Origin of the sequence: Ralstonia sp. RL (assembly GCF_001683835.1) — a bacterium.
Classification (GTDB): domain Bacteria; phylum Pseudomonadota; class Gammaproteobacteria; order Burkholderiales; family Burkholderiaceae; genus Ralstonia; species Ralstonia mannitolilytica.
This window is the reverse complement of the sequence record NZ_LWRX01000169.1, coordinates 51,525-75,882: the sequence shown is the minus strand read 5'-3', so window position 1 is coordinate 75,882 and position 24,358 is coordinate 51,525. Positions and strand designations below refer to the sequence as shown.

Genomic DNA, 24,358 nt, shown 5'->3' with positions numbered 1-24,358 from the left:
GGCACTTTCGCTGTTGCGCAGATGCGAAGAGCGAAAGACGGTGATCAAACGATACCGTGGCGCAGCAGCCGAATGAACGACGCGTTTTTTCTATCCATAGGCAAACGGTCTGCATAAGCATCTATGCAACCGTTCGTTGGTTGAGGCCGTTGTGGTGACGCTGCGTTGGTGCCACCTGCCGGCGACGCGCCGGGCCGGGAAGACGGGAGTGATGGCAGGGATGAGACGTTGTGCCGTCCGATTGCGGCACAGCGAGCTGTTACATCGATACGTTGACCCCGACATACGGGTCCGAAAAGGTGTAGACCACGCCCTGGAACGTGATGTACTGCGTGACCGTGGTGTACCCATAGTTCCCGGCGGTCGTGGGCGTGCCGGTGATTCTTCCCGTGGCGCTGTCGAACGACATGCCCGGCGGCAGGGCTGCGGCGTTGCTGATGGTGTACGCCTCGCCGAACGGCTTGCTGGTGGATGGCCGCGACGGTGCAAGGGTCGAGGACTTTCCGACGCTGGTGTAGTTGTCGCCGAAGTACCGGAGCGTGTAGTTGGCGACTTGGATGGGGCAGGTCGTGTCCAGAGAGCCCGAGTAGCCAGAGACCGTCAGGCGGATCGTCACGTTGTACATGCCGGCAGATGCCGTGACGGTGCCGCTGATGTCCCCCGTATCGCCGTTGAGTGTCAGGCCCGCCGGCAATTGGCCAGAAACGATCGAGAAATGCGGGGTGTTGCCGTTGAGGCCCTGCACCGTGGCCTTGGCGCTGTAGTCAGTGAAAGTCATGGGGATCGTGCCGCCCGGCATGCTGCATCCATAGGCGACATGCAAATCGCCGCTGCTGACGGCGCCATCGCCACCTCCGCAAGCAGCCACCATGGCGCTTAAGCCGAGCGCCAACGCGGTCCTTTCGATCTTTTTCTGCATGTGTTTTGTCGGATGTGTTGTCTGCGCATTTGCCCGCGCTGAATCCCGTTCAGTTGGGGCATCCGCATCCCCCCTGGGTGCGGCGCATGCTCGGAAAGCATGCGGCGCTCGATACTAAGAGAAGGGTTGTCGCGCGGACAAGACGCCCGAGGGAGGGGTAGCTCTCTGGTGCGCCGTCGCGGCGTCGTGCCAGTTGCGTGCCCGCTTGGGCGAAGAAGCTGATGCGCCTCCGGCAGGACGCTGGGCCGGCGCCCTGAACAGCGCCTCAGCCGCGCCCGTCTTGCCGATCATCCGCCGCCAGCCGCTTCAGTTCCGTCCGGGCAGCCGTCAGGCGGGAATACAACACGGTGTTCTCAATCAGCAGCAGCAAGAGCACGAAGCTCGCACCCATCAGGCCGAACACGCGGCCGGCGTAGAAGCCCAGGTCATACCGCCCGCCGTTGAAGACGGTGCTGAGCGCCACGTCGCAGATCCACACGCACAGCACCACCATCAGCCAGACGTCGAGCGTGAGGTGCGGGCGGCTGCGCCAGAGCACGGCCAGCGCCAGCATGCAGCAGCACCAGGTGGCGCCCGACACGATGGCCATGGTGGGGGTGTAGCGGTTGGCGGCCATGATGGCGGGCAGCACTGGCTCGCCGGCGGTGGCAAGCGCCACGCAGGCGGCCGATGCGCCCAGCACGGCAGCGACGGTGCCGAGCGCCGTTCTGCGCGTCAGGACATGGCCGGCAAAGCGGTCGGGTTCGCGCTCTTCGCGCGTTTTGAGCACCGCATACGCCATGACGAACAGCGGGAAGCCGGCATGCCAGAACATGTAGATCCACGCCGTGCTTTGCGGCCCTGCGCCGAGCAGGCCGCTCGCGGAAAACAGGCCCGGGAACGACAGCAGATGCCCCACCGCCGTGGCGGCCGTGAACAGGTAGCCGCAGGCGAGTGCCAGCATGGCGCGCGATCGCGTGATGGCGAACTGGCCGAACAGCAGCGCAGCGGTGATGAGGTCATTGAGGATGAGCGCCGATTCGTAAATCGGCACGAACAGCGGAAGCCGCGGCAGCTGCACCTTGGCGAACGGCAAGGCCGACACCAGCACGACCAGCGACAGCAGCGCCACGGCCTGGGCCATCCAGTACGTGCGCCGCCCGGGCGACAGGCTCAGCAGCAGGCCGCGCGGCATGTGTACCGTTTCCGATACCAAGATGGACCCCCTTTTTGCGGTGACCGTGTCACCCGTCCGGTTTGTGCGGCGCGGCACGGCGCCGCTGCCGATGTCTTATAGAACCGGTGATAGTCACCCGCGCCGCCGATGTCAACGCGAAGTGAGCGAACCTTTCATGGCGGCCACGGGCAATGCCCAAGTGCGGGGCGCCCGTGGTGGCGATAGACTGCTCTTCCCGCAGGTCATCGCCACAAGGACCGCACATGGAACGCCACCCCACCGCCTCCGCCGCTGCCACCACCACCGAGCCGCCCGTCCTGCGCGACGACCGCGACGGCGTCGTCACGCTGCGGCTGAACCGGCCGCAGCAGTTCAATGCCCTGTCCGAGGCGATGCTCGATGCGCTGCATGAGGCGCTTGCCGACATTGCCGCCGATGCCCGCGTGCGCTGCGTGGTACTCGGCGGCGAGGGCAGGGCCTTCTGCGCGGGCCATGACCTGCGCGAGATGCGCGGCACGCCTGAACTGGCGTACTACCAGGCGCTGTTTGCCCGCTGCAGCGTGGTGATGCAGGCGATCCAGGCCCTGCCGGTGCCCGTCATTGCGCGCGTGCATGGCATTGCGACGGCGGCGGGGTGCCAGCTGGTCGGCAGCTGCGACCTGGCCATCGCTTCCGAGGCGGCGCGGTTTGCGGTGTCGGGCATCAACGTGGGGCTGTTCTGCTCGACGCCTGCGGTGGCGCTGTCGCGCAACGTGCTGCCCAAGCGCGCGTTCGACATGCTGGTGACGGGTCGCTTCATTGATGCCGCCACGGCGGCGGACTGGGGCCTCGTCAACGAGGCTGTGCCCGATGCGGAGCTGGACGATGCCGTGGCCCGCAAGGTGGCGGAGATCGTCTCGAAGAGCCCGGCGGCCATCCGCTACGGCAAGGCGATGTTCTACCGCCAGCGCCAGATGCCGCTGGCCGACGCCTATGCGTACGCCGGTGACGTCATGGCCCGCAACATGATGGAAGAAGACGCCGCCGAGGGCATCGACGCCTTCCTCCAGAAGCGGCCCGCCCGTTGGAAGTCGTGAGGGCGGGCGCGCTCGTCGCGTGTCATGCCGGTCGCTGCGGCTTGCGAGTGTTGCGTGCGCCGCGACGGCGAGGCCGGGTGATGGAGGTCGGCGACCGCGGGCCGGGCATCCCCGAAGACAAGCTGGGTGCGGGGCTGCAGCCGTTCGTGCGGCTGGAGAATTCACGCAGCCGGGAGTCTGGCGGTACGGGGCTCGGGTTGGCGATTGCGCAGCAATTGGCGGAGGCGGCGGGCGGTGTGCTCAAGCTGTCCAACCGCGAGGGCGGCGGCCTGGTCGCAGCCGTGCGGCTCGGATAACGCCACGGGCGGTAGGGCAGCGTCCGCCTCACGTTGCCAGGGCCAGGCGCTCCCGCAACCGCCGCGCATCCGCGGGCGCCTGCACTTTCACGTCGTTATCGAAATAGCAGTACACGTCCCGGCCCGCGCGCCGCGGCCGCGCCGCACTGCCTGCGCGTTGTGCATCGGCCGGTTCGCGTCCGCTCGCCCACAGGTCGATGCGTTCGGCCCAGCGGTCGAGCGCCGCATCGGAATAGGCGCCGGTGTACAGCGCATCGGCGCCGTGCAGGCGCAGGTAGACGAAATCGCTCGTCACATCTTCGAGATATGGCCACTCCGCGATGGCGTGCGAGACCACCAACGCAGCACCGTGCCGGCGCAGCAGCGCGACGAACTCGGGCGTGCAGAAGCTTGCATGGCGGACTTCCACGGCATGGCGCAGCGCTTGTTGCCCGCGTGCGGCAAACCAGGGCGCCTTGACGCGCGCATCGTGCTGCCGGGCCAGGGCGCGCGCCGCGGCGGTGTCGTGCGGCAGCAGCGACAGAAAGCGCTCGAACCGCTGCGAATCAAAGCGATAGTTGGGCGGAAACTGCCACAGGAACGGCCCGAGCTTGTGTCGAAGCGCCAGCACGCCGGAGGCAAAGAAGTTGGCGATGGCCGGCACCGCCGTCTCGTCGCGAAAGCGCAGCATGTGCGTGAGGTAGCGCGGGCCCTTGACGGCAAAGACGAAGTCGTCGGGCACGGTGTCGTACCAGGCGCGCCAGCTGCCGATGGATTGCAGCGAGTAGTGCGATCCGTTGATCTCGATGGTGCTGAACTGCCGCGAGGCGTATTCGAGCTCGCGCCGCTGCGCCAGGTCTTCCGGATAGAACACGCCGCGCCAGCCGGCATAGCGCCACCCCGAGATGCCGATGCGGATCGTCATGGCGCGCGCCGCCGGCCGGGCCGCATGGCGGCACGCGCAGCCTCCACGGCGGCGCCCAGCGCCTGCAGCGCGTTCAACAGCGCGGCGTGGTCGGCCGCGGGTGCCTGATAGCGCAGCACGTGCAGGTTCAGCGCGTCTTCCAGCACGCTGGCCGTCAGGTCGGAGAACGTGTCGGCCGCCGCGACGAAGTAGTGGCGTTCCGCCTCGGGGTGCTCGGCGCCGTATGTCTCGAGCAGCGCGCGCATGTCGGAATCGTCGATGCCGCAGCCCACAAACAGGAAGGTATGCGTACGCAGCAGCGCCTCCACCAGGTCGTAGAAGGCGCGGTAGCGTGCCCGTGCACGGACGTAATCGCAGCGCGAGAAGATCAGCGAGGCCGGCTGCGTCATCGAGCCATGCGTCTTGATGATGAGGTTGCGGTCTTCGCGCACGCGCGCGGCGACGGTCGGGTCGCTGTAGTCGCACACGGCCACGGGCGGCATGCCGCGCGCCGTGGCCAGCGTTTCATACAGCGTATCGAAGTTGGGCGTGAGCGTGATGCGGAAGTCCAGCGCCAGCAACGCTTCGTGCACGGGCGCGGGCGCAAAGTCCGGCGCAACGAGCTGGCGGCGCAGCAGGGTGGTCAGCCGCCGCTGGCCGAGCGTGCGGCGCACGATCTCGGCGGCGGTGAGCACGTCGCCGCGCCCGACGAACGCGCGCACTTCCTCGGCCAGTTGCGGGCTATCCGCCGCGATGGTGTTGGCGGCCTCGCACAGCAGTTCGGCCCACGTGGGCGGGCGCCGCGAACCGTCGGCCGAACGCGCGTTGGCCGAAATGCCCGAGCCGAAGAAGAGCACCGCCCGGCGTCGGGCGATGTCTTCCACCAGCCGTGGCGGCCAGTCGATCAGCGTGGCGTTGCGGCGGCGTTTGCGCGCCATCCGCTTACTCGTGCGGCCCGTTCATGCGCGCATAGGTCTGGACGATGCTGTCATGCGGCGTGATGGCACCCACCGGATCATCCGTCAGGTCGCGGGCGAGCGAATATGCCGTGATGACGGCCAGCGAGACCCCCACGATGGTCAGCAATTCGCGGATTGGCATGTGCGTCTCCTCTTCGATGTCTGCCGCCTCGGTCGGGCGGCGCGCATGCGCAGACGCAAGGTTCAGGCCTGCGACAGGCCAATCGCACAACGGCGCGGGTTTGGGCCGTGTTACCGGGCCCGCAATGCTGACGGCGGCATGCCCAGCAGACGCTGGAAACTGCGCCGCATGCGCTCGGTATCGCCAAAACCGCACTCCGTGGCAACGCGCTGCATCGAGGCCGCGCCGCTCTCGAGTGCCGCCCGGGCCGCTTCCACGCGCAGTTTTTCCACCGCCTTGGCGGGCGTGAGGCCGGTCTCGGCCTGGAATGCGCGGGCGAAATGGCGCGGGCTCATGCAGGCGCGGCCGGCCAGGTCGTCGACGCGGTGGGCATCGGCCAGGTTGCGGCGGACATGGTCGAGCAGCGGCTTGAAGCGGCCGCGCGCCGAGTCCATCTCGTTGAGCGCGGAGAACTGCGATTGCCCGCCGGGCCGCCGGTAATACACCACGAGCTGCCGCGCCACGGCCCGCGCCAGCCGCTCGCCCAGGTCTTCGGCGATGAGGGCGAGGGCCAGGTCGATGCCTGCGCTGATGCCGGCGCTCGTCCAGAAGCGGCCGTCGTTGACGTAGATGTGGTCGGCCTCGAGATGCACCTGCGGAAACTCACGTGCGAACTGCGTGCTGCGGCCCCAGTGCGTGGTGGCGCGCCGGCCGTCCAGCAAGCCGGTGGCCGCCAGCAGCAGGCTGCCCGAGCACACGCTGGCCACACGCGCACCGCGGGCCGCGCAGCGCTGCACGAAGCGGCGCGTGCGTGCATCGGCCATGGCGGCATCCACGCCGTCGCCGCCGGCCACGAGCAGCGTATCGACCTGGCTGGCCGGGGGCAGCGGCTCGGCCGCCCAGCTTGCGCCGGAAGAACTGCGCACCAGGCCCGGCTGGGCGGCCACCGTGCGCACCGCGTAGTGGTCGTCCCGATAGCGGCTTGCGACCTCGAATGCGGCCACGGGCCCCGCGGCGTCGAGCACCTGGAAGTCGGGAAAGACCAGCACGGCAATACGATGGGTCATGGCAGAAAAAGTGGGATACACGACATTGCTGCCAACACGATAGAGCGCGATGCTACGAGGCGTCAACCACCCGAAACCCCGGAGAACCGGACCATGACCGCATCCCCGTTCATCGTTGTCTTTGCACTGTACGACCGCGTGACGCAGCTGGACTTCACCGGCCCGCACGAAGTGTTCTGGCGTCTGCCCGGCGCGCAATGCATCGTCGCCTCGGCACGCGGCGGAGAGATCCATGCCGACGGCGGCCTCACGATCTCGAACGTGCAGCGGCTGGCCGACATCGGACATGCCGATCTCATCTGCGTGCCGGGCGGCTTCGGCGTCATCGAAGCCATGGGCGACGCTGAGTTCGTGCGGCAGGTGCGCCGCCTGGCCGATGGCGCCCGCTATGTCACCTCGGTGTGCACGGGCTCGCTCGTGCTGGGTGCGGCGGGGCTGCTGCGCGGCAAGCGCGCGGCATGCCACTGGGCCTGGCGCGACCTGCTGCCCACGTTTGAAGCGACCGTCGACGAAGCCCGCGTCGTGCGCGACGGCAACCTCATCACCGGCGGCGGGGTGACGGCGGGCATCGACATGGCGCTCACCGTCATGGCCGACATTGCCGGCACCGACCACGCCCAGGCCGTGCAGCTCGGCATCGAGTACGCCCCCGCACCGCCGTTCGACTGCGGCCGCCCCGAACATGCCGCCGCCCCGGTCCTGCACGCCGTGACGGAGCGCCTGAATCGCCTGCGCGCCGATCGCTACGCGGCCGTGCAGAAGGCGGCGCAGGCAATGTCAATGCGGGTGCCGGCCGATTGCGGCGACAATGGCGGGTTTTCGACGCCATCGCCGCACGCCGGCCCTGCCACCGCATGAACGTGCCTTCCGCCCAGCCTCACGCCAATGGCCCCATCGGCATCGTCGCCGCCCTGCACGAGGAGATCAGCGAGCTGTTGACGCTGTTGTCCGACGCGCAGCGCGTGCGCATCGGCAATCGGGACTTCTGGACGGGTGCGTTTGAGGGGCAGCCCGTGGTGGTGGTGCTCTCACGCGTCGGCAAGGTGGCGGCGGCCACCACGGCGGCGGTGCTGATCACGCATTTCGGGGTGCGGGCGGTGGTGTTTGCCGGTGTGGCCGGGGCCCTGGCACCGGGGGTGGCGGTGGGCGATGTGGTGGTGTCGTCCGAGCTGCTGCAGCACGACGTCGATGCCTCGCCGCTGTTCCCGCGCTGGGAAATTCCGCTGATGGGCGTGGCCCGCTTTGCCGCCGACGCGGCGCTGGCCGATGCCCTGCGGCAAAGCGCATGCGCGGCGCTCGCAGATCCGCATGCGCTGCTGGGGCCCGCGGTGATGCAGGCCTTTGGCATTGCGGCGCCGCAGGTGCACTCCGGCCTCATCGTCAGCGGCGATCGCTTCGTCTGCACGTCGGCCGAAAGCGCCGTGCTGCGCCATGCGTTGCCCGACGCGCTGGCCGTGGAGATGGAAGGCGCCGCCGTCGCCCAGGTCTGCCACGAGTGGGGCGTGCCGTTTGCGGCCATCCGCACGATTTCCGACCGCGCGGACGACACGGCGAGCGTGGACTTTGCGCAGTTCATCGCACAGGTCGATTCGCGCTATAGCGTGGCGATCCTGCGCAACTGGCTCTCGGCGATGCACGCCGCCTGAGCACGGCCCGCAGCGTCATTGGCCCTTTGCGGCCAGGTATTTGTCCAGCGCATTCGCGCGTTCGCTCAGGCGGAAGATCTCGTTCTCGAGACGCTGCAGGTCGTTCAACGGGCTCTTGCCATAGAGCCTCGTCTCCAGGGCGGCGCTCTTGGCATGGAAGTCCTGCCACGCCTGTTGCGAGTTCACGAGCGCGTCCCTGGCGCTGCCATCGAGCTTGCCGAGCAGCGCCTTGTAGACCGTGGCCAGGCGTTCGTCCTGCGCCGCCTTCTCGGCAGACAGGCAGGCACCGATGGCGTCGGCGTTCTCGCCCGCCTTGTCGACGCAGGCGTACATCCGCGTGGTGATGCCTTGCGGCGCGCGGCGCTTGATGCCGTTGGCCAGGCTTTCCGCCGCCAGGGCGCCGGTGCTGTGGGCCAGCACCGCCAGCGCGATGGGCAGCGCCAGCGTCTTCAATGTCGTCAGCGTGTTCAAGATGTGACTCCTGAGCAGGCCCTGCGAGGGTGAAGGGCTGGTCAGTCTATCGCCGTCGTGCCGCGCCGGGCATCAGCCAGGCAGGTGGGGTCCGAGGTGGCGCATGGCGTTGTCGACATACGCCTCTTTCTCGCCGACCGGCGCGACATAGTGCAGCGCGGCGGCGGCCGCCTCCATGCCTTCCGTGCGAGCGATCACCCACGCGGCCAGATACGGCGACGCCAAACACCCGCCCGCCGTGGCAACGTTGCCGCGGGCGTAGAACGCCTGGTTGAGCACCTCCACGCCGGCTTCCTGCACCCACGGCTTGGTGGTCAGGTCGGTGCAGGCCGGCACGCTGCCCAGCAGGCCGAGCCTGGCGAGCACCAACGTGCCCGAGCACTGCGCGCCGATCAGCTGGCGGGCGGGATCGAGCCCCAGACGCGCCATCAACGCCGCATCGGCCACCACCTCGCGCGTGCGGACGCCGCTGCCCACCAGCACGGCGTCGGCGGTGCGCGCCTCTTCGAGCATCGACTGCGCGCGCACGGTCACGCCGTTCATCGACGTGACTTCCGCCTGCGGGCAGCACAGGCTCACGTGCCAGCCCGGCTTCCGGATGCGGTTGAGCACGCCCAGGGCGATGAGCGAATCGAGTTCGTTGAACCCGTCGAAAGTCAGGATGGCGATGTGCATGGCGAAGCAGCGCAGGGTTGGGCGTTTGAGCATGCTAGGGGCTGCCGGCAATACAATCAAAAAATTGTCCTGAGTACACTGCCATGACCCAAGCCCGTTATCAGCCGCTGGTGGAACGGCTCGCCGAGCAGATCCGCAGCGGCCGCCTGCCGCCGGGCACGCGCCTGCCCACGCACCGGCAACTTGCCCAGCGGCATGGCGTGGCGCTGGTCACGGCCACGCGCGTGTATGCCGAGCTCGAAGCGATGGGGCTGGTGAGCGGCGAAGTCGGACGGGGCACCTTCGTGCGCGAGAGCACGCTGCCGCGCGGTCTGGGCATCGACCAGCAGGCCGTGGCCGCCGGCGTGGTCGACCTGAACTTCAACTACCCGTCGGTACCCGGGCAGGCCCGGCTGCTGAGCCGCGCATTGCGCGACCTGGCGGCCAGCGGCGATCTGGAGGCGCTGCTGCGCTACGCGCCGCACGGCGGACGCGCGCATGAGCGCGCCTGCGTGGCGCGGCATCTGGCCGGGCGCGGCCTCGCCGTGGCGGCCGAGCAGGTGCTGATCGTGGACGGCGCGCAGCACGGCCTGGCGGTCGCGGCCATGGGTCTGCTCAAACCCGGCGACGTGGTCGCCGTCGATGCGCTGACGTATCCCGGCTTCAAGGTCCTTGCGCAGATGCTGCATCTGGAGCTCGCGCCGCTTCCTGCGGCCGAGCAGGGGCTCGACCTCGATGCGCTGGAGCGGCTATGCGCGCGTCGCCGCGTGCGGGCCGTCTACGTCATGCCCACGCTGCACAACCCGCTCGGCTGGGTGAGCGGCCTGGGCTGGCGCCGCCGCCTCGCGGCCAGCGTGCGCCGGCATGGGTTGATTGCGATTGAAGATGCCGCCTACGCATTCCTTGCCGGCGACGCGCCCGCGCCGCTGGCCGCGCTGGCGCCCGAATCGACGGTGTACGTGTCCGGCCTGTCGAAGAGCGTGGCCACGGGGCTGCGTTTGGGGTGGATGGCGGCGCCGGCCGCGTGGGTGCCGTCGCTCGAGCGGGCCATCCGGGCCACGACGTGGAATACGCCGGCCATCGTGACGAACCTCGCGTGCGCCTGGCTCCAAGACGGCACGGTCGCCCGCCTCGAGGCCGACAAGCGCCGGGACGCCGCCGCGCGCCAGGCGCTGGCCCGCAAGGCGCTGGCGGGGCTGACGCTGGTTGCGCATCCGGTGTCGTATTTCGTCTGGCTTGCCCTGCCGCCCGAAGTGCGCGCCGATCGCGTGGCGGCGTGCCTGCAGGAAGACGGCATTTCGGTCTCTACCGCCGAGCCGTTTGCGACGTCCAAGCCGGTGCCGCATGCGTTGCGGCTGGCGCTGGGCTCGGTCGCCCCGCAGCGGCTGGAGGCTGCCCTGCAGACCGTGAGGCAGCGCGTGCTTGAACAGCAATACCGATGAGGGCCATGCCAAACGGCGTGAGCTTGCCTACACTTGCGTCGCAACGCTCTCAAGGAGACTCCATGAAGCACTGGCTGATGACGATGGCGGGATGGGTGCTCGGCGCCTGCGCCATGCTTGGCGGCACGGCACACGCCGACGATGGCGCCGCGCTCACGCTCAATGTAGGCGGGCAATCGCGTACGTTGTCGCGCGACGCGCTGCTGCACGATCCGCACCTGCGCGATGTCACCGTGGAAGACCAGAACCTCAAGCGCCGCCTGACCTTCAAGGCGCTGCCCGTGACCGAGCTGTTCCGCGGGCAGTCGATCAGCCCCGACGCCAGCGCCACCACGGCCGCCAGCGACGGTTATGTCTCGCACCTGCCGACGCGCCTGCTGCTGGCCGACCGCGCCGACGGCCCGCGCGCATGGCTGGCCGTGGAAGACCCCAACGCGCCGTGGCCCACGCTCAAGGGCCAGGGCATCGGCCCGTTCCGGCTGATCTGGACGGCGCCGCCGGCCAAGTCCTCGCTCGTCAATGAAAGCCTGTGGACCTACAGCATCGTGCGCATCGACATTGCCGCATTGCCGGGCGAGCGCTTCGCGGCCATCCGCCCCGCCGCCGGGCAGCCCGCCGATGGCCCCGTCATGCGGGGCTTTGCCACGTTCCAGCGTGTCTGCTTTTCGTGCCACACGCTCAACCGCGCCGGCGATGCGACGCTCGGGCCGGATCTGAACGTGCCGTACAGCCCCGTCGAATACCTCGGCGACGAGAAGCTGCGCCACCTCATCCGCGATCCGCAATCGCTGCGCTGGTGGCCCAATGCACGCATGTCTGCCATCGACGAGAAGACGCTGTCCAACGCGCAGCTCAACGATCTGCTCGCGTATTTCCACCATATGGCGCAGCACAAGGCCGCCGCGCAGTGACGGCGCGCGGCGCGGCCGCCTGCATGGCTATTCCGTCGCCCATTTCACCAGCGTGGCGATGGTGTTCATGTTGCGTGCCGTGCCGGCCTTGGCGGCCGGGATCTTGAGCTTGGAATCGGCCATGCCACTGCCGTAGTGCACGTAGATCTCGCGCGTGCCGAGCGCCATCTCTTCTGCCTGGCGGCCGGTGGCGGCGTTGAGCGCGTCGGCAGGCGGCGGCGCATCGAGAAAGATGGCGACCGTCCGGCTTGGCGCGGTCGTCTTGAACGGATTGGCTTCCAGTACCGCGGCGAGTTCGTCCCCCGTGCGCACCACCACCCCTACGGGTTTGCCGGCGTAGTCCTCCAGGCAGCGCTCGAGCTTGGCTTTGACTGAGGCCGCCGACAGGGGGCTCTGAAAGACCACGTTGCCGCTGGCAATGTAGGTGCGCACGTGGGTCAGGCCGATCGATTCGCACATCGCACGCAGTTCGGCCATGGGCAGCTTGCCGGTGCCGCCCACGTTGACGGCGCGCAGCAGGGCGATGTAGGCGGGCATGGGGTCTCCTGTTCCGGTTGTCTTTTGAATGGCTTAGAAGCGCGATCCTCACCCGCTGGACGTTGCGCCTCCTCGCCGCAGTGCGCGCACGCTGCGGGCGCTTGGGCAGGCAGCTTTGCCGGCCGTGTCAGCACTTGTGGGCGGCCACGACGCGAGGATAGCGCGACGCCGTGTTTGCAACATTCTGTTACGAGATTGACCGGCCTGTTTAACCCCGGCGGGGGTGTGCCTTGTATGCTGCGCCGCGAACCCATCGAGCCCGGGTCGGGGCGCGCCAGCGCCTACCGCATCCGCATAGACGAATCAGGAGAACCTCATGTTGAAGAAGATTGCACCCGCCCTGGCAGTGGCCGCGCTTGCCGGCCTGACGGCCTTGCCTGCAGCCGCAGATGATCTGACGAACGCCCTCGGCGGGGCGCTCGGCGGTGCCGGTGGTGCCGCAGTGGGCGGCGCCCTCGGCGGCCAGACCGGCTCCGTCATCGGCGGTGCCATCGGCGGCGGCGCCGGCGGCGCGCTGACGGCCAATGGCCGGGAGCGCAAGGGCGCCATCGTGGGCGGCGCACTTGGGGGCGGCGTGGGTGCTGCCGCGGGCAACGCCATGGGTGGCCGCGCGGGCGGCATCGTCGGCGCGGGCCTGGGCGGCGGTGCCGGCGCGGCGCTGGGCGGCAACGTTCAGCGCAATTCGTATCACGACCACGACGACCACGGCCGCCACCGCCACGGCAAGCACCGTCACCGTCATTGATCTGATGTGACGCCGGGGCGCCAGCGCGTGAGCGTGAGGCGCCCCGGTCGCTTTCTTGCTCTCCTTCGGACGACGGGCGGCGCCGACTGCCCGGCGGGCTGTCGGACCCACCGTAGCCGCGTGGCCGACCTATCCTATCGGGACGGCCGCCCCGGCACGCTACGAAGGAGAGCGCCATGACGCAACGCTTTGACGCCATCATCATCGGCACGGGCCAGGCGGGCCCACCGCTGGCCGCGCGGCTGTCCGCGGCCGGCATGAAGGTTGCCATCATCGAGCGCGGCCGCTTTGGCGGCACCTGCGTCAATACCGGATGCATTCCCACCAAGGCCATGGTCGCCAGCGCGTACGTGGCGCACATGGCGCGGCGCGCGGCCGACTACGGTGTGGCCATCGACGGCCACGTCAGGGTGGACATGCAGCGCGTGAAGGCCCGCAAGGACGACATCGCCGGGCGCTCCAACCGCAACGTCGAGCAATGGGTGCGCGGCCTCGAGCACGGCACCGTGTTCCAGGGCCACGCCCGCTTTGAAAGCCCGAAGACGGTGCGCGTGGGCGGCGAGCTGCTGGAAGCCCAGCGCATCTTCATCAACGTTGGCGGTCGTGCGCTGGTGCCGCCGATGCCGGGGCTCGACCAGGTGCCCTATCTCACCAACTCGACCATGATGGACGTCGACTTCCTGCCCGAGCACCTGATCGTGATCGGCGGAAGCTACGTCGGGCTGGAGTTCGGCCAGATGTTTCGCCGCTTCGGCTCGCGCGTGACGATCGTCGAGAAAGGCCCGCGCCTCATCGCGCGCGAAGATGAAGACGTCTCCGAGGCCGTGCACGAGATTCTGGCGGGCGAGGGCATCGACGTGCGGGTGAACGCCAACTGCCTGAGCGTGCGGCGCAACGGCGCCGGCGTCGTGGTCGGGCTGGATTGCGCAGGCGGCGGGCGTGAAGTGTCGGGCTCGCATCTGCTGATGGCGGTCGGGCGCGTGCCCAATACCGATGACCTTGGCCTGGACAAGGCCGGCGTGGAAATCGACGACCGCGGCAACATCCGCGTCGATGAGCAGTTGCGCACGAATGTGCCGGGCATCTGGGCCATGGGCGATTGCAACGGACGCGGCGCGTTCACGCACACGTCGTACAACGACTACGAGATCGTGGCGGCCAACCTGCTCGACAGCGACCCGCGCAAGGTCTCAGACCGCATCCAGGCGTACGCCATGTACATCGACCCGCCGCTGGCGCGCGTGGGCATGTCGCTCGCCGAGGCGAGGAAGTCGGGGCGCAGGCTGCTGGTTGGCAACCGCCCGATGACGCGTGTGGGCCGCGCCGTGGAGAAGGGAGAGAGCCGGGGCTTCATGCGCGTGGTGGCCGATGCGCAGACGCACGAGATCCTCGGTGCATGCATCCTCGGCGTGGGCGGCGACGAGGCCGTGCATTCGATTCTCGACGTGATGGCCGCGAAGGCGCCGTACAAGACCATCAGCCGCGCCATGCACATCCACCCGACGGTGTGCGAGCTGATTCCCACCTTGCTGCAGGGGATGGAGCCCCACGAGTAAAGCGTAAAGCGTGCCAAACAAAAAGGGGTGCCGCTGGGCACCCCGACATGCTGGCTGCGGGCCCGCGCCTCAGGGCACGATCGAAAGAAACAGGTACGCCGCGAAGATCGCCAGGTGCACCACGCCTTGCAGGATCGTCGTGCGTCCCTTGCCGAGGGTGAGCGACGACACGATGAGCGTGAGGAACAGCAGGACCATTTCCTTGGGGCCCAGGCCCAGTTCGAGCGGACGGCCAATCCAGATGAACACCGCGGCGACCGTGGGAATGGTCAGCCCGATGCTTGCCAGCGCCGAACCCAACGCCAGGTTCAGGCTGGTCTGGATGCGGTCTGCGTTGGCGGCGCGCAGGGCGGCCAACCCTTCGGGCAGCAGCACCAGTGCGGCGATGACGATACCGACCGCGGCCGGCGGCGCACCGGCGTTCACGAGCGCGGCCTCCACCGACGGCGACAGTACCTTCGCAAGCCCCACGACGGCCACCAGCGACACCATCAGCAGCACCCCGCTCAGCATGGCCACGCGGGCCGGCGGTGGCGGCGCGTGCACGTCTTCGTTGGAGCCTTCGGCCAGGAAGTAGTCGCGGTGGCGGATGGTCTGCACGATCACGAAGCAGCCATACAGCACCAGCGACGTGACGCCGGCAAAGCCGAGCTGCGAGGGCGTGAGCACCGGGCCCGGCGTGGAACTTGTGTAATTGGGCAGCACCATCGTCAGCGTGACGAGCGCGGCCAGCACGGCGAGCGCGGCATTGGCGCCCGGCGCCTGGAAGGCCTGTTCGCGGTGGCGCAGGCCGCCCACGAACAGACACAGGCCCACGATGCCGTTGCAGATGATCATGACGGCGGCAAAGACGGTGTCGCGCGCCAGCCCTGCCTTTTCCGGCCCGGAAGACAGCATGACGGAGACGATCAGCGCCACCTCGATCACCGTCACCGCAATGGCCAGGACCAACGTGCCGAACGGCTCACCGACCTTGTGCGCGACCACCTCGGCATGGTGCACGGCGGCGAAGACGGCGCCGGCCAGTGCAAGCGCCATCAGCGCGATCAGCCAGCCGGGGGCGGCGGTCAACGTGCCGGCGACCAGCACCACCCACGCGATGGGCGGGGCGGCGATGGTCCACAGCGGCAGCTTGTTGGAAGAGAGGGCCACGATGTTCTCCTTGTTGTTGCCTCGACGCTGGCGGGCAGCGCGGGAATGGATTGGCGTGTGGCCCAATATAAAGCATGTGCCGGGCGCGCCTCGTCAGCGCCCGGCGTGTCCATCGTCCGCGCCTTACTTGGCGGCGGCCACGGCGGCCACCTCCTGGCTCCAGTAGCTGGGCAGCGCGCCGTACGGATTCGGCAGCGTTTTCGAGGTGATGTACACGCTGCCGGCGCCCTTGCTCGATGCGTGCTGGACGAAGTTCTGCATCTGCGTGGCCGACGCCGCGTACACGATGTGTGCGAACCGGCTCGTCGGGTAGCTGGCCTGCCACGCTTGCGGGGCATAGCTGGCGTAGTGCCTGGCGTTGTCTTCAAAGACGACGATCTGGTCGGCCACCGGCAGGCTGGCGTAGATTTCGGGCACGTTGGTGCCCGGGTTGCCCGTGACCGTGTAGTTGGCCGACAGGCCCTTGATGTAGTTGTAGACCGACTGATAGAACTGCACGTTGGCGGTCGTGCCGTCGGCCGTCATCTCGTCGATGAAGAAGCCGTCCACCTGGTACAGCGCCTGATAGGCATTGATGTCCTGCACCACGTCCGACAGCGGCCGCTGCCCATACGAGGTGTAGACATAGCCGATGACCTTGCCGCCCGCCGCACGCACCTTGGCGACGGCCGCGACGTAGTTCGGGTCCTGCGTGGTGCCCGGGCCGCTGTCGGGGTTGAGGATCACGGTGGTCGGGACGGCGCTCGCGTTGGCGGCGAGCGTGTTCCATTGCGTTGCACCGCGGCCCGATGGGTAGATGTAGGCCGGGACGAGCAGCCCTTCGGCGTTGGCATGCGGCGCAGCCGCCAGTGCGCCGCCCATCAGCGCGAACGCGGCGCACACCCTGCGTGCGAGCCTGCTTCCCCGGCCGGGCGTGCGGTCCTGCTTGCGGCCCGCCTGCACTGCGGCAGCGGGTTCCTTCCAGTGTGTCGTTTTCATGGTTTGCCTCGTGAGCACGCCGCGCGTGCGTGCTGCAATTGGCCCGCCGTTGTTTCCACCAACGGGCAGCTGGCTGACTCCCCCCGTTGGGAGTCCCTGTAGTTTTGCGTCGCCGGATCGCTCCGGTTTTGCCGAACCGTCTCTGGGCCGTGGCCCATTGGACGAAGACTCTACCGACGGTGCGCGTGCCCGGCAAACGGAGAATGTGCCGGCATCGTCGTGTGAGGCCGGAACGTTGCCGGAAACCGACGCGGGCACGGCTGCGGCCGAGCCTTGCTGCTGACGATCAGGTCGTGACGCGTCGCTACATCGCGCCAGCAATCGCGTCGCGCAGCCACTGATGCGCCGGGTCGCGGTGCACGCGTTCGTGCCATAGCATCGACATCTCATACCCGGGCACCTCCACGGGAGGTTCAACCACCTGCAAGGCGCTCGCCCCGCGCCCCAGCCGCTCCGGCAGCATGGCGACGAGGTCGCTGCCGGCAACCGCCGTCATCACGAACAGGAAGTGCGGCACCGACAGGACGACGCGCCGCGCGGCGCCGGCGGCCTGGAGCACGTCATCGGTGACGCCGGAGAACCCGCCGCCGTCGGGCGACACGATCACGTGGTCCAGCGCGCAGAACTGCGCCAGCGTCGGTCGCCGCTTCAGGCGGGGGTGCCCGGCGCGGCCCACAAGCACGTAGCGTTCGGTAAAGAGCGCGCGCCGGCGCAAGCCCGGTGGAGCGCCGTCCGTGGTGTGGAAGGCGAGGTCGATGTCGCCTTGCTCGGCCTGCTTTTCGATGCGTGGCGGCACCAGCTCCAGGACGGCCAGCCGCGTGCCGGGTGCGCTCGCGCGCAGGGCGTTGAGCGCAGGCAGGACGATGGTCGATTCGCCGTAGTCGGTGGCGGCCACGCGCCAGGTGTTGCTCGCCTGCGCCGGGTCGAACGGGCTGGCCGGGGCCACCGCCTGTTCCAGCGCTTCGAGGGCTTGCCGCAACGGTTCGCGCAGCGCCACGGCACGCGCGGTGGGCCGCATGCCGCGCGGGCCGGGCAGCAGCAGCGGATCGCCCAGGATCTCGCGCAGCTTGGCCAGGTGCACGCTCACCGACGGCTGCGAGAAGTTGAGCCGCTGCGCCGCCCGGGTGACGTTGAGCTCGGTCAGCAGCACGTCGAGCGTCACCAGCAGGTTGAGGTCCAGTCGCCTGAGATTATTCATGGTGATACCTGGAATACTGACAATTCATTTCCAATATACCTGCGCGGCGCGCATTCTGTGGCCCTCTCATCGAGGAGTTCCCACCATGAATGTTCTGATCGTCTATGCGCATCCTGAACCGAGGTCGCTCAACGGCGCGCTGAAGGACTTTGCCGTTCACCGTCTCGAGGCCGCCGGGCACACGGTACAGGTCTCCGATCTGTACGCCATGCAATGGAAGGCCGTGCTCGATGCCAGCGACAGTACCGTTGCGCCGGTCGGTCCGCGCTTTGATCCGTCGCTCGATTCGAAGTACGCGTTTGAAAACGGCTTCCAGGCCCCGGACATTGCGGCCGAGCAAGCCAGGTTGCGTTGGGCCGACGCTGTGATCCTGCAGTTTCCGCTGTGGTGGTTTTCCATGCCGGCCATCCTCAAGGGCTGGGTCGAGCGCGTGTATGCGTACGGATTCGCCTATGGCGTGGGCGAGCACTCCGACACCCACTGGGGCGACCGCTACGGCGAAGGTACGCTGGTCGGCAAGCGGGCCATGCTCGTCGTCACCACGGGCGGCTGGGAATCGCACTACAGCGCGCGCGGCATCAACGGCCCGATCGACGACCTCCTGTTCCCGATCCAGCACGGCATCCTGTACTACCCCGGCTTTGATGTCCTGCCGCCGTTCGTGGCGTACCGCACGGGACAGATGGATGCGGCCCGCTTTGCGCGGCTGACCGACGCGCTCGGCCGTCGGCTTGACACCCTGTTCAGCGCTGCGCCGATTCCCTTCCGCAAGCAGAACGCCGGCGATTACGAGATCCCGGCCCTCACGCTGCGGCCCGACATCGCGCCAGCCGCATCCGGTTTTGCCGCGCACATCGCCTAGGGCGACTACAATTTCCCGTTCCCATTTCCGGCGGCGCGCTGTGCTGAGCATGGCGCGCCGCCGTGTTCGTTTCTCCTGCGCATCGCATCCGGGCATGACGTTCCACGCGGTTACCACCGGCCTCATCAATCTGCTGCTTGGCATGGGCCTGGGCGTGGCGGGCGGCTTGCTCGGCATCGGCGGCGGGCTGATCGCCATTCCGGTGCTCGGCTATCTGTACGGCATGGACCAGCACCTGGCCCAGGGCACCGCGCTCGTGATGATCGCGCCCAATGTGCTGATCGGTTTCCTGCGGTACCACCAGCGGCATCCGGTGCAGTTGCGGTCCGTGGCCCTGATCTGCGTGTTCTCGATGGTGGCGACGTACGTGGCGGCCCGCTTTGCAGCGGGGTTGGATGCCCACCTGCTGCATACGGCGTTTGCCGTGTTCCTGATCGCGCTGGCGGTGTACTTCGGTTCGCAGCCCAGAGAGAATCCGGGCCTCGCATACGATGCCGCCGCTGCCACGCAGCACGCCATGCCTGCCGCCGCGCTGCCGCTGATGGGCCTGGCCAGCGGCGCCATGTCGGGCATCTTTACGGTGGGCGGCGGGCTGGTGGTGGTGCCCGCGCTCGTGACGTTCTTCGACATGCCGCAAACGCGTGCACAAGGCATGGCGCTGGCGCTGGTGGTGCCGGGCTCGCTCATCGCGCTGGGCACCTATGCGCATGCGGGCCACGTGGACTGGGGCACGGGCATTCCGCTCGCCGTGGGCGGAATGCTGAGCGTGTCGTGGGGCGTGGCGCTGGCGTACCGGTTTTCTGCGCGCCGACTGCGGCTTGCGTTCTGCGCTGTGCTGCTCGGCACGGCGTTGATGATGTTGTGCGTCAAGCCGGTGTAATGCGCATTTTTGAGCAAGGAGCAAGCATCGTGGCAGAACAGGACAAGGCAGCAGGGCGTGCGCGGCGCGCACAGGTGATGGGCGAGGCGTTTGTGGAACGCGCGATGAGCGGGCTCGATGCGTTTTCAGCGCCGTTGCAGGATTGGCTCAACGAGCACGCGTGGGGCAGCACGTGGCTGCGCGATGTGCCGGGCGGCATCGACCTCAAGACGCGCAGCCTGTGCACCTGCGCCATGCTCGCTGCGCTTGGCCGCAGCACGGAACTGAAAGGCCACGTGCGCGGCGCCATCAACAACGGGGCGACAGCCGTGGAGATCCGCGAAGTGCTGCTGCACAGCGCCCTCTATGCGGGAGCGCCGGCGGCCATCGAGGCCTTCCGGTCGGCGCGCGAGGTGCTCAACGAGCTGGGCATCACGATCGAAGAAGACCGCTGACAGACACAGCCGCGTACTTTGCGCAAACGCCGGGCCGGCGCGTTATCCACAGAAACAGTGGGTAAGCCTGTGGATAACGTTGCCGGATGGCGATACAACGCGGTGGGCACTGGCTTGCCAACGGCGTAGGCAGGCAGCGTTGGCGCCGTGTTGTTCTAGCTGACGGTATCCGATGTACCCGGGGTGCCATACGCGGCCTTGATGGCCTTGTGTCGGGCTTCCATTTCCTGGCGCAGCGCACGGCGTTGCTGGGCCGCTTCGAAGCGTTCCTTTTCTTCCGCGTTGGCAGGCACCAGCGGCGGCACGTCGGCGGGTTTGCCGTTGTCGTCCACGGCCACCATGGTGAAGTAGCAGCTGTTGGTGTGGCGCACGACCTGGTTGCGGATGTTCTCGGTCACCACCTTGATGCCGATCTCCATCGACGTGCGGCCCGTGTAGTTCACCGACGCCAGGAACGTCACCAGCTCGCCCACGTGGATCGGCTGGCGGAACACCACCTGATCCACGGACAGCGTCACCACGTAGCGCCCGGCATAGCGGCTGGCACACGCGTAGGCGACCTGGTCGAGCAGCTTGAGAATGTGGCCGCCATGCACATTGCCGGAAAAATTGGCCATGTCGGGCGTCATCAGCACGGTCATGCTGAGCTGGTGGGATAGGGTGTTCATGGAGCGTCGAAGCGGAACGATGAGAAAAGCGGCGCGCAGAAATGGGTACGCAATGGCCCGCCATTGTGCCGTGTCCGCCTCAGCTTGTGCTGCATTGCGCGTCATTTGATGGCATCGCGCTACACTATCGGCTTTCGTGCCCTGCCTTCCTGGCCGCACCGTTTCTTCCATGCACCGCTTCCTGACACGCCTTCTGCTTTGGCTGGTCGTCCTGGCACTGCCCCTGCAGGGCCTGGCCGCGACCACCATGATGGCGCGCGCCGGTGCGATGGACGAGGTTGTCGCTGCCGCGGCAATGCCTTCCGACGACGGTGCTTTCATGGCCGATGGCTGCCATGACCACGAAGAGGCGGGTACGAAGATGCCCGTCCCGTCGCACTGCAAGACCTGCCCGGTCTGTGCCGCGTGCTCGCTCGGCTCGGTCATTCCCCTGGCTGCCAGCCTTGGCGTGCCGCTCCTCGAGCTGCCGGCCGATGCGCCGCGCGGCCGCGCTGTTTTCTTCCGCAGCTTCATTCCTGAAGCGTTGCAACGTCCACCCTCGATTCGCGTTTGACGCCACCAGTCCGTCCATAGAACGGGCTGGCCTCTGGTTTGACGGCTCCATGCACCGCATGCGGCCGTACGTCATCACGCCTGAACGAGGTTTCTCATGCTTTTCACACGATGGTTCGTGGCCGCCGCGCTGCTGGCGCTGGCGCCGCCATGGGCAGTCGCGCAGGGCGCCGCATCTGCGCCGGCGGCATCTCCGCCTGATCCGCTGAACGCGAACGCCGCTGTGCCGGCCGTCGCCGTGCCGCGCACATTCGACAGTTACCACGCCTATCGCGATACCGGTCCTGCGCCCTGGCGCGAGACCAACGCAGCCGTGAGCCCTGAGCCGGGCGCCGCCGCGCATGGCGGCCACGCAGCGCACAGCATGCCCGCGAGCGCGCCGGCCGCCTCCTCCAACAAGCCTGCCGGCGAGCCCATGCCCGGCATGCACCACCACTGAGGCGGCGCCATGCTCAAACTCTCCAACCGCCGACTCGCCCTGTGCGCGCTGGCGGGCACGCTGCTGCTGAGCGGCTGCGCCACCGTCACGCAAGACAGCGGCTTCAAGACCGTTGCCGATGTGGCGCGCGACCGGCTGGGCAAGGACGCCACCTGGCAACGTTCACCGGAAGCACGCGACAGCGCCGCGCAACGCACGCGCGAGCTGCTGGCCCAGCCGCTGACGATGGACAGCGCCGTACAGATCGCGCTGCTGAACAACCGTGGCCTGCAGGCTTCGTATGCGGAGCTGGGGCTATCGGAAGCCGCGCTCGTGCAGGCCAGCCGCCTGCCGAATCCCGGCTTCAGTTTCAAGCGCACGCGCAGCGGCGACGACGTGTCGATCGAGCGCACGTTCTCGCTGTCGTTTCTGAACCTGCTGACGCTGCCGATGGCCACACGCATCGAAGGCCGTTACTTCGAGCAGACCAAGCTGCTGGTCGCCAACCAGATGCTGCAGGTGGCCGCAGAGACACGCCGCGCATACGTCAATGCCGTCGCTGCCGAGCAATCTGCACGCTATGCGGAGCAGGTTCAGCAAGCTGCCGAAGCCGGGGCCGAGTTCGCCAAGCGCCTGGCGTCTGCGGGCAACTTCAGCAAGCTGGATCGCGCGCGTGAGCACGCTTTCTATGCAGAGGCCACCGCCACCTTGGCGCGCGCGCGGCAGCAGGCGCAGGCCGAGCGCGAAGCGTTGATCCGCCTGCTGGGTGTGTGGGGCGCAGATACCGGCTTCAAGCTGCCGGAACGGCTGCCCGACCTGCCGAAGGATCGCCCTGAACTGCAGCAGATCGAGGCCTATGCGTTGCGCAACCGGCTCGATATCCTGGCGGGCAAGTTGCAGGTCGAGGGGTTGGCATCGTCGCTGGGGCTCACGCAGGCCACGCGCTTCATCAACGTGCTGGATCTCGGCTACGTGCGCAACAGCAAATCGAACGAGCCCCGTGAAACGGGCTACGAGATCAGCATCGAGATCCCGCTGTTTGACTGGGGCGGTGCCCGCGTGGCGCGCGCGCAGGCAATCTACATGCAGGCGGCCGACCAGCTTGCCGACACGGCCGTGCGTGCGCGTTCGGAAGTGCGCGAATCGTACGTGCGCTACCAGACGGCATATGACCTCACGCGCCACTACCGCGACGAGGTCGTGCCCGTGCGCAAGCGCATCTCCGACGAGATGCTGCTGCGCTACAACGCCATGCTCGTGAGCGTGTTCGAACTGCTGGCCGATGCGCGCGAGCAGGTGAATGCCGTGAGCGGCTACATCGACGCGCTGCGCGGTTACTGGATTGCACAGACCGACTTGCAGATGGCGCTGGGCGGCAAGCTGCCGCCGGCTGAAGCGAATGCGGCCACCACAGCGCCGAACTCTCCTCAAGGACATTGAACATGGTTTCCCGACGTCAATTTCTCGGTGGCACGGGCGCGGCCATGCTGGGCGCAGCGATGGTCTCGCGCGCCGGCGCGGCCTCGCTGCCCGAAGCACCGCTGCAATCGAAGCCCGCCACGCAGCCGCCGCTTGCGCCGCCCAACGGCCGGCCCTACAACCCCGTCGTCACGCTCAACGGCTGGACGCTGCCGTGGCGCATGCGCGGCGGCTGGAAGGAGTTCCACCTCGTGGCCGAGCCCGTCGAGCGCGAATTCGCACCCGGTATGACGGGCCATCTCTGGGGCTACAACGGCCAGAGCCCCGGCCCGACGATCGAATGCGTGGAAGGCGATCGCGTGCGCATCTTCGTGACCAACAAGCTGCCCGAGCACACCACGGTGCACTGGCACGGCATGATTCTGCCCGCCGGCATGGACGGCGTGGGTGGCCTGTCGCAGCCGCACATTCCAACCGGCAAGACCTTCGTCTATGAGTTCGAGATGAAGAAGTCCGGCACCTTCATGTACCACCCGCATTCCGACGAGATGGTGCAGATGGCGATGGGCATGATGGGCTTTATCGTCGTGCATCCGAAAGACCCGGCGCAGCATCGCGTCGACCGCGACTTCGTCTTCCTGCTCGCCGCGTACGACATCGACCCCGGCTCCTACACCCCGCGCGTGGCCGAGATGACCAACTTCAACATGTGGACGTGGAACAGCCGCGTCTTTCCCGGCATCGACCCGTTGCCCGTGCGTCTGGGCGACCGCGTGCGCATCCGCATGGGCAACCTCACCATGACGAACCACCCGATGCATCTGCACGGCCATACGTTCGAAGTGGCGGGCACCGATGGCGGCTGGGTGCAGCCCAGCGCGCGCTGGCCGGAGGTGACGGTGGACATCGGCGTCGGGCAGATGCGCGCGATCGAGTTCGTCGCCGACAACCCCGGCGACTGGGCCTTCCACTGCCACAAGTCGCACCACACGATGAACGCCATGGGGCACAACGTGCCGACCATGATTGGCGTGCAGCAGAAAGACCTCGCCAAGAAGATGAACGCGCTGGTGCCCGACTACATGGGCATGGGCCAGGCCGGCATGGCCGACATGGGCGAGATGGAAATGCCGCTGCCCGACAACACGCTGCCCATGATGACGGGGCAGGGCCCGTTCGGCGCCATCGAAATGGGCGGCATGTTCACCGTGATGAAGGTGCGCCGCGATCTGCCGCGCAACAGCTATGCCGACCCCGGTTGGTACAGGCACCCGAAGGGCACCGTCGCCTACGAATACACCGGCACCGGCATCGACGACTGATCGATCCTGAATCCACATCCCATACGAAACGTAGAC

Annotated in this window: 27 protein-coding genes, 1 pseudogene and 1 riboswitch; of the genes and pseudogenes, 15 read left to right on the top strand and 13 right to left on the bottom strand. The window is 68.0% G+C overall.

Annotation, left to right across the window (positions count from 1 at the left end; all coding sequences use genetic code 11):
* Positions 1 to 259: 259 nt before the first annotated feature.
* Positions 260 to 778, bottom strand: coding sequence for a putative Ig domain-containing protein (locus A6M56_RS16610; protein WP_158656335.1), 519 nt, complete (start codon positions 776 to 778; stop codon positions 260 to 262).
* A 406-nt stretch (positions 779 to 1,184) separates the two neighbouring features.
* On the bottom strand, positions 1,185 to 2,093 hold the full coding sequence (locus A6M56_RS16605; RefSeq protein WP_102079131.1) for an MASE4 domain-containing protein: 909 nt from the start codon (positions 2,091 to 2,093) through the stop codon (positions 1,185 to 1,187).
* Positions 2,094 to 2,338: 245 nt separating this feature from the next.
* Between A6M56_RS16605 and A6M56_RS16600 the strand changes: the two genes are divergently transcribed.
* Positions 2,339 to 3,151, top strand: coding sequence for an enoyl-CoA hydratase (locus A6M56_RS16600; RefSeq protein WP_045219338.1), 813 nt, complete (start codon positions 2,339 to 2,341; stop codon positions 3,149 to 3,151).
* 80 nt (positions 3,152 to 3,231) lie between these two features.
* Positions 3,232 to 3,447, top strand: a pseudogene (locus A6M56_RS16595) (ATP-binding protein); the annotation flags it as partial.
* A 28-nt stretch (positions 3,448 to 3,475) separates the two neighbouring features.
* On the opposite strand, the gene A6M56_RS16590 reads toward A6M56_RS16595, so the two are convergent.
* The 4 genes from A6M56_RS16590 to A6M56_RS16575 form a co-directional block, all read right to left on the bottom strand.
* Entirely contained in the window at positions 3,476 to 4,351 is an 876-nt protein-coding gene (locus A6M56_RS16590) for a DUF72 domain-containing protein (RefSeq protein ID WP_062738732.1), read from the bottom strand.
* The gene (locus A6M56_RS16585) at positions 4,348 to 5,268 is read right to left on the bottom strand and encodes an SIR2 family protein (protein WP_062738733.1); all 921 of its coding nucleotides are present in this window, start codon (positions 5,266 to 5,268) and stop codon (positions 4,348 to 4,350) included. Before A6M56_RS16585 ends, A6M56_RS16590 begins: the two co-directional genes overlap by 4 nt.
* Before the next feature lie 4 nt (positions 5,269 to 5,272).
* A complete protein-coding gene (locus tag A6M56_RS16580) occupies positions 5,273 to 5,431 on the bottom strand; it encodes a hypothetical protein (RefSeq protein WP_157774023.1) in 159 nt (52 codons plus the stop codon).
* Positions 5,432 to 5,541: 110 nt separating this feature from the next.
* Positions 5,542 to 6,477: a GlxA family transcriptional regulator gene (locus A6M56_RS16575; RefSeq protein ID WP_045219346.1), complete on the bottom strand. Its 936-nt coding sequence runs from the start codon at positions 6,475 to 6,477 to the stop codon at positions 5,542 to 5,544.
* Between the two features lie 93 nt (positions 6,478 to 6,570).
* On the opposite strand from A6M56_RS16575, the gene A6M56_RS16570 reads away from it, so the two are divergent.
* Positions 6,571 to 7,335 carry a DJ-1/PfpI family protein gene (locus tag A6M56_RS16570; protein WP_102079130.1) on the top strand — a complete coding sequence of 255 codons (765 nt, stop codon included), beginning with the start codon at positions 6,571 to 6,573 and terminating at the stop codon, positions 7,333 to 7,335.
* On the top strand, positions 7,332 to 8,123 hold the full coding sequence (locus tag A6M56_RS16565) for a 5'-methylthioadenosine/adenosylhomocysteine nucleosidase (RefSeq protein WP_102079129.1): 792 nt from the start codon (positions 7,332 to 7,334) through the stop codon (positions 8,121 to 8,123). Before A6M56_RS16570 ends, A6M56_RS16565 begins: the two co-directional genes overlap by 4 nt.
* Before the next feature lie 15 nt (positions 8,124 to 8,138).
* Here the strand turns inward: A6M56_RS16565 and A6M56_RS16560 are convergent, their stop codons facing one another.
* Positions 8,139 to 8,594 carry a lysozyme inhibitor LprI family protein gene (locus tag A6M56_RS16560; RefSeq protein ID WP_102079128.1) on the bottom strand — a complete coding sequence of 152 codons (456 nt, stop codon included), beginning with the start codon at positions 8,592 to 8,594 and terminating at the stop codon, positions 8,139 to 8,141.
* A 72-nt stretch (positions 8,595 to 8,666) separates the two neighbouring features.
* Positions 8,667 to 9,269 carry a DJ-1/PfpI family protein gene (locus A6M56_RS16555; RefSeq protein ID WP_062738735.1) on the bottom strand — a complete coding sequence of 201 codons (603 nt, stop codon included), beginning with the start codon at positions 9,267 to 9,269 and terminating at the stop codon, positions 8,667 to 8,669.
* An 83-nt stretch (positions 9,270 to 9,352) separates the two neighbouring features.
* Here A6M56_RS16555 and A6M56_RS16550 point away from each other — a divergent pair, with 83 nt between their 5' ends.
* Both A6M56_RS16550 and A6M56_RS16545 read left to right on the top strand, forming a co-directional pair.
* The gene (locus tag A6M56_RS16550; protein ID WP_102079127.1) at positions 9,353 to 10,690 is read left to right on the top strand and encodes an aminotransferase-like domain-containing protein; all 1,338 of its coding nucleotides are present in this window, start codon (positions 9,353 to 9,355) and stop codon (positions 10,688 to 10,690) included.
* Positions 10,691 to 10,752: 62 nt separating this feature from the next.
* A complete protein-coding gene (locus A6M56_RS16545) occupies positions 10,753 to 11,601 on the top strand; it encodes a c-type cytochrome (protein ID WP_102079126.1) in 849 nt (282 codons plus the stop codon).
* A gap of 27 nt (positions 11,602 to 11,628) precedes the next feature.
* On the opposite strand, the gene A6M56_RS16540 is transcribed toward A6M56_RS16545, so the two are convergent.
* Complete coding sequence (locus A6M56_RS16540) at positions 11,629 to 12,138, bottom strand: DUF1697 domain-containing protein (RefSeq protein WP_102079125.1); 510 nt, start codon at positions 12,136 to 12,138, stop codon at positions 11,629 to 11,631.
* A 316-nt stretch (positions 12,139 to 12,454) separates the two neighbouring features.
* Here A6M56_RS16540 and A6M56_RS16535 point away from each other — a divergent pair, with 316 nt between their 5' ends.
* Both A6M56_RS16535 and A6M56_RS16530 read left to right on the top strand, forming a co-directional pair.
* Positions 12,455 to 12,883, top strand: a complete 429-nt coding sequence (locus A6M56_RS16535; RefSeq protein ID WP_045219360.1) for a hypothetical protein — start codon at positions 12,455 to 12,457, stop codon at positions 12,881 to 12,883.
* A gap of 176 nt (positions 12,884 to 13,059) precedes the next feature.
* Positions 13,060 to 14,439 (top strand): FAD-containing oxidoreductase, encoded by a 1,380-nt coding sequence (locus A6M56_RS16530; protein WP_286758247.1) that lies wholly within the window; start codon positions 13,060 to 13,062, stop codon positions 14,437 to 14,439.
* Positions 14,440 to 14,508: 69 nt separating this feature from the next.
* On the opposite strand, the gene A6M56_RS16525 is transcribed toward A6M56_RS16530, so the two are convergent.
* From A6M56_RS16525 to A6M56_RS16515, 3 genes are all read right to left on the bottom strand, one after another.
* The gene (locus A6M56_RS16525; protein ID WP_062738740.1) at positions 14,509 to 15,591 is read right to left on the bottom strand and encodes a calcium:cation antiporter; all 1,083 of its coding nucleotides are present in this window, start codon (positions 15,589 to 15,591) and stop codon (positions 14,509 to 14,511) included.
* A 123-nt stretch (positions 15,592 to 15,714) separates the two neighbouring features.
* A complete protein-coding gene (locus A6M56_RS16520) occupies positions 15,715 to 16,452 on the bottom strand; it encodes a spherulation-specific family 4 protein (protein ID WP_233902566.1) in 738 nt (245 codons plus the stop codon).
* Between the two features lie 178 nt (positions 16,453 to 16,630).
* Positions 16,631 to 16,712, bottom strand: a riboswitch (cyclic di-GMP riboswitch).
* 161 nt (positions 16,713 to 16,873) lie between these two features.
* Positions 16,874 to 17,767 (bottom strand): LysR family transcriptional regulator, encoded by an 894-nt coding sequence (locus A6M56_RS16515; RefSeq protein WP_286758246.1) that lies wholly within the window; start codon positions 17,765 to 17,767, stop codon positions 16,874 to 16,876.
* Positions 17,768 to 17,852: 85 nt separating this feature from the next.
* Here A6M56_RS16515 and A6M56_RS16510 point away from each other — a divergent pair, with 85 nt between their 5' ends.
* The 3 genes from A6M56_RS16510 (at position 17,853) to A6M56_RS16500 (ending at position 19,943) form a co-directional block, all read left to right on the top strand.
* Positions 17,853 to 18,629 (top strand): NAD(P)H-dependent oxidoreductase, encoded by a 777-nt coding sequence (locus tag A6M56_RS16510; protein ID WP_102079123.1) that lies wholly within the window; start codon positions 17,853 to 17,855, stop codon positions 18,627 to 18,629.
* Between the two features lie 94 nt (positions 18,630 to 18,723).
* Entirely contained in the window at positions 18,724 to 19,509 is a 786-nt protein-coding gene (locus A6M56_RS16505; protein ID WP_102079122.1) for a sulfite exporter TauE/SafE family protein, read from the top strand.
* Positions 19,510 to 19,538: 29 nt separating this feature from the next.
* Entirely contained in the window at positions 19,539 to 19,943 is a 405-nt protein-coding gene (locus A6M56_RS16500; protein WP_045220392.1) for a carboxymuconolactone decarboxylase family protein, read from the top strand.
* Positions 19,944 to 20,098: 155 nt separating this feature from the next.
* On the opposite strand, the gene A6M56_RS16495 is transcribed toward A6M56_RS16500, so the two are convergent.
* Entirely contained in the window at positions 20,099 to 20,611 is a 513-nt protein-coding gene (locus A6M56_RS16495; protein WP_045220394.1) for an acyl-CoA thioesterase, read from the bottom strand.
* Positions 20,612 to 20,780: 169 nt separating this feature from the next.
* Here A6M56_RS16495 and A6M56_RS16490 point away from each other — a divergent pair, with 169 nt between their 5' ends.
* From A6M56_RS16490 to A6M56_RS16475, 4 genes are all read left to right on the top strand, one after another.
* Positions 20,781 to 21,164, top strand: coding sequence for a hypothetical protein (locus tag A6M56_RS16490; RefSeq protein ID WP_102079121.1), 384 nt, complete (start codon positions 20,781 to 20,783; stop codon positions 21,162 to 21,164).
* Between the two features lie 96 nt (positions 21,165 to 21,260).
* A complete protein-coding gene (locus A6M56_RS16485) occupies positions 21,261 to 21,602 on the top strand; it encodes a hypothetical protein (RefSeq protein WP_102079120.1) in 342 nt (113 codons plus the stop codon).
* 9 nt (positions 21,603 to 21,611) lie between these two features.
* The gene (locus A6M56_RS16480; RefSeq protein ID WP_102079119.1) at positions 21,612 to 23,021 is read left to right on the top strand and encodes a TolC family protein; all 1,410 of its coding nucleotides are present in this window, start codon (positions 21,612 to 21,614) and stop codon (positions 23,019 to 23,021) included.
* 2 nt (positions 23,022 to 23,023) lie between these two features.
* Positions 23,024 to 24,322, top strand: coding sequence for a copper oxidase (locus tag A6M56_RS16475; protein WP_102079118.1), 1,299 nt, complete (start codon positions 23,024 to 23,026; stop codon positions 24,320 to 24,322).
* Positions 24,323 to 24,358: the final 36 nt, after the last annotated feature.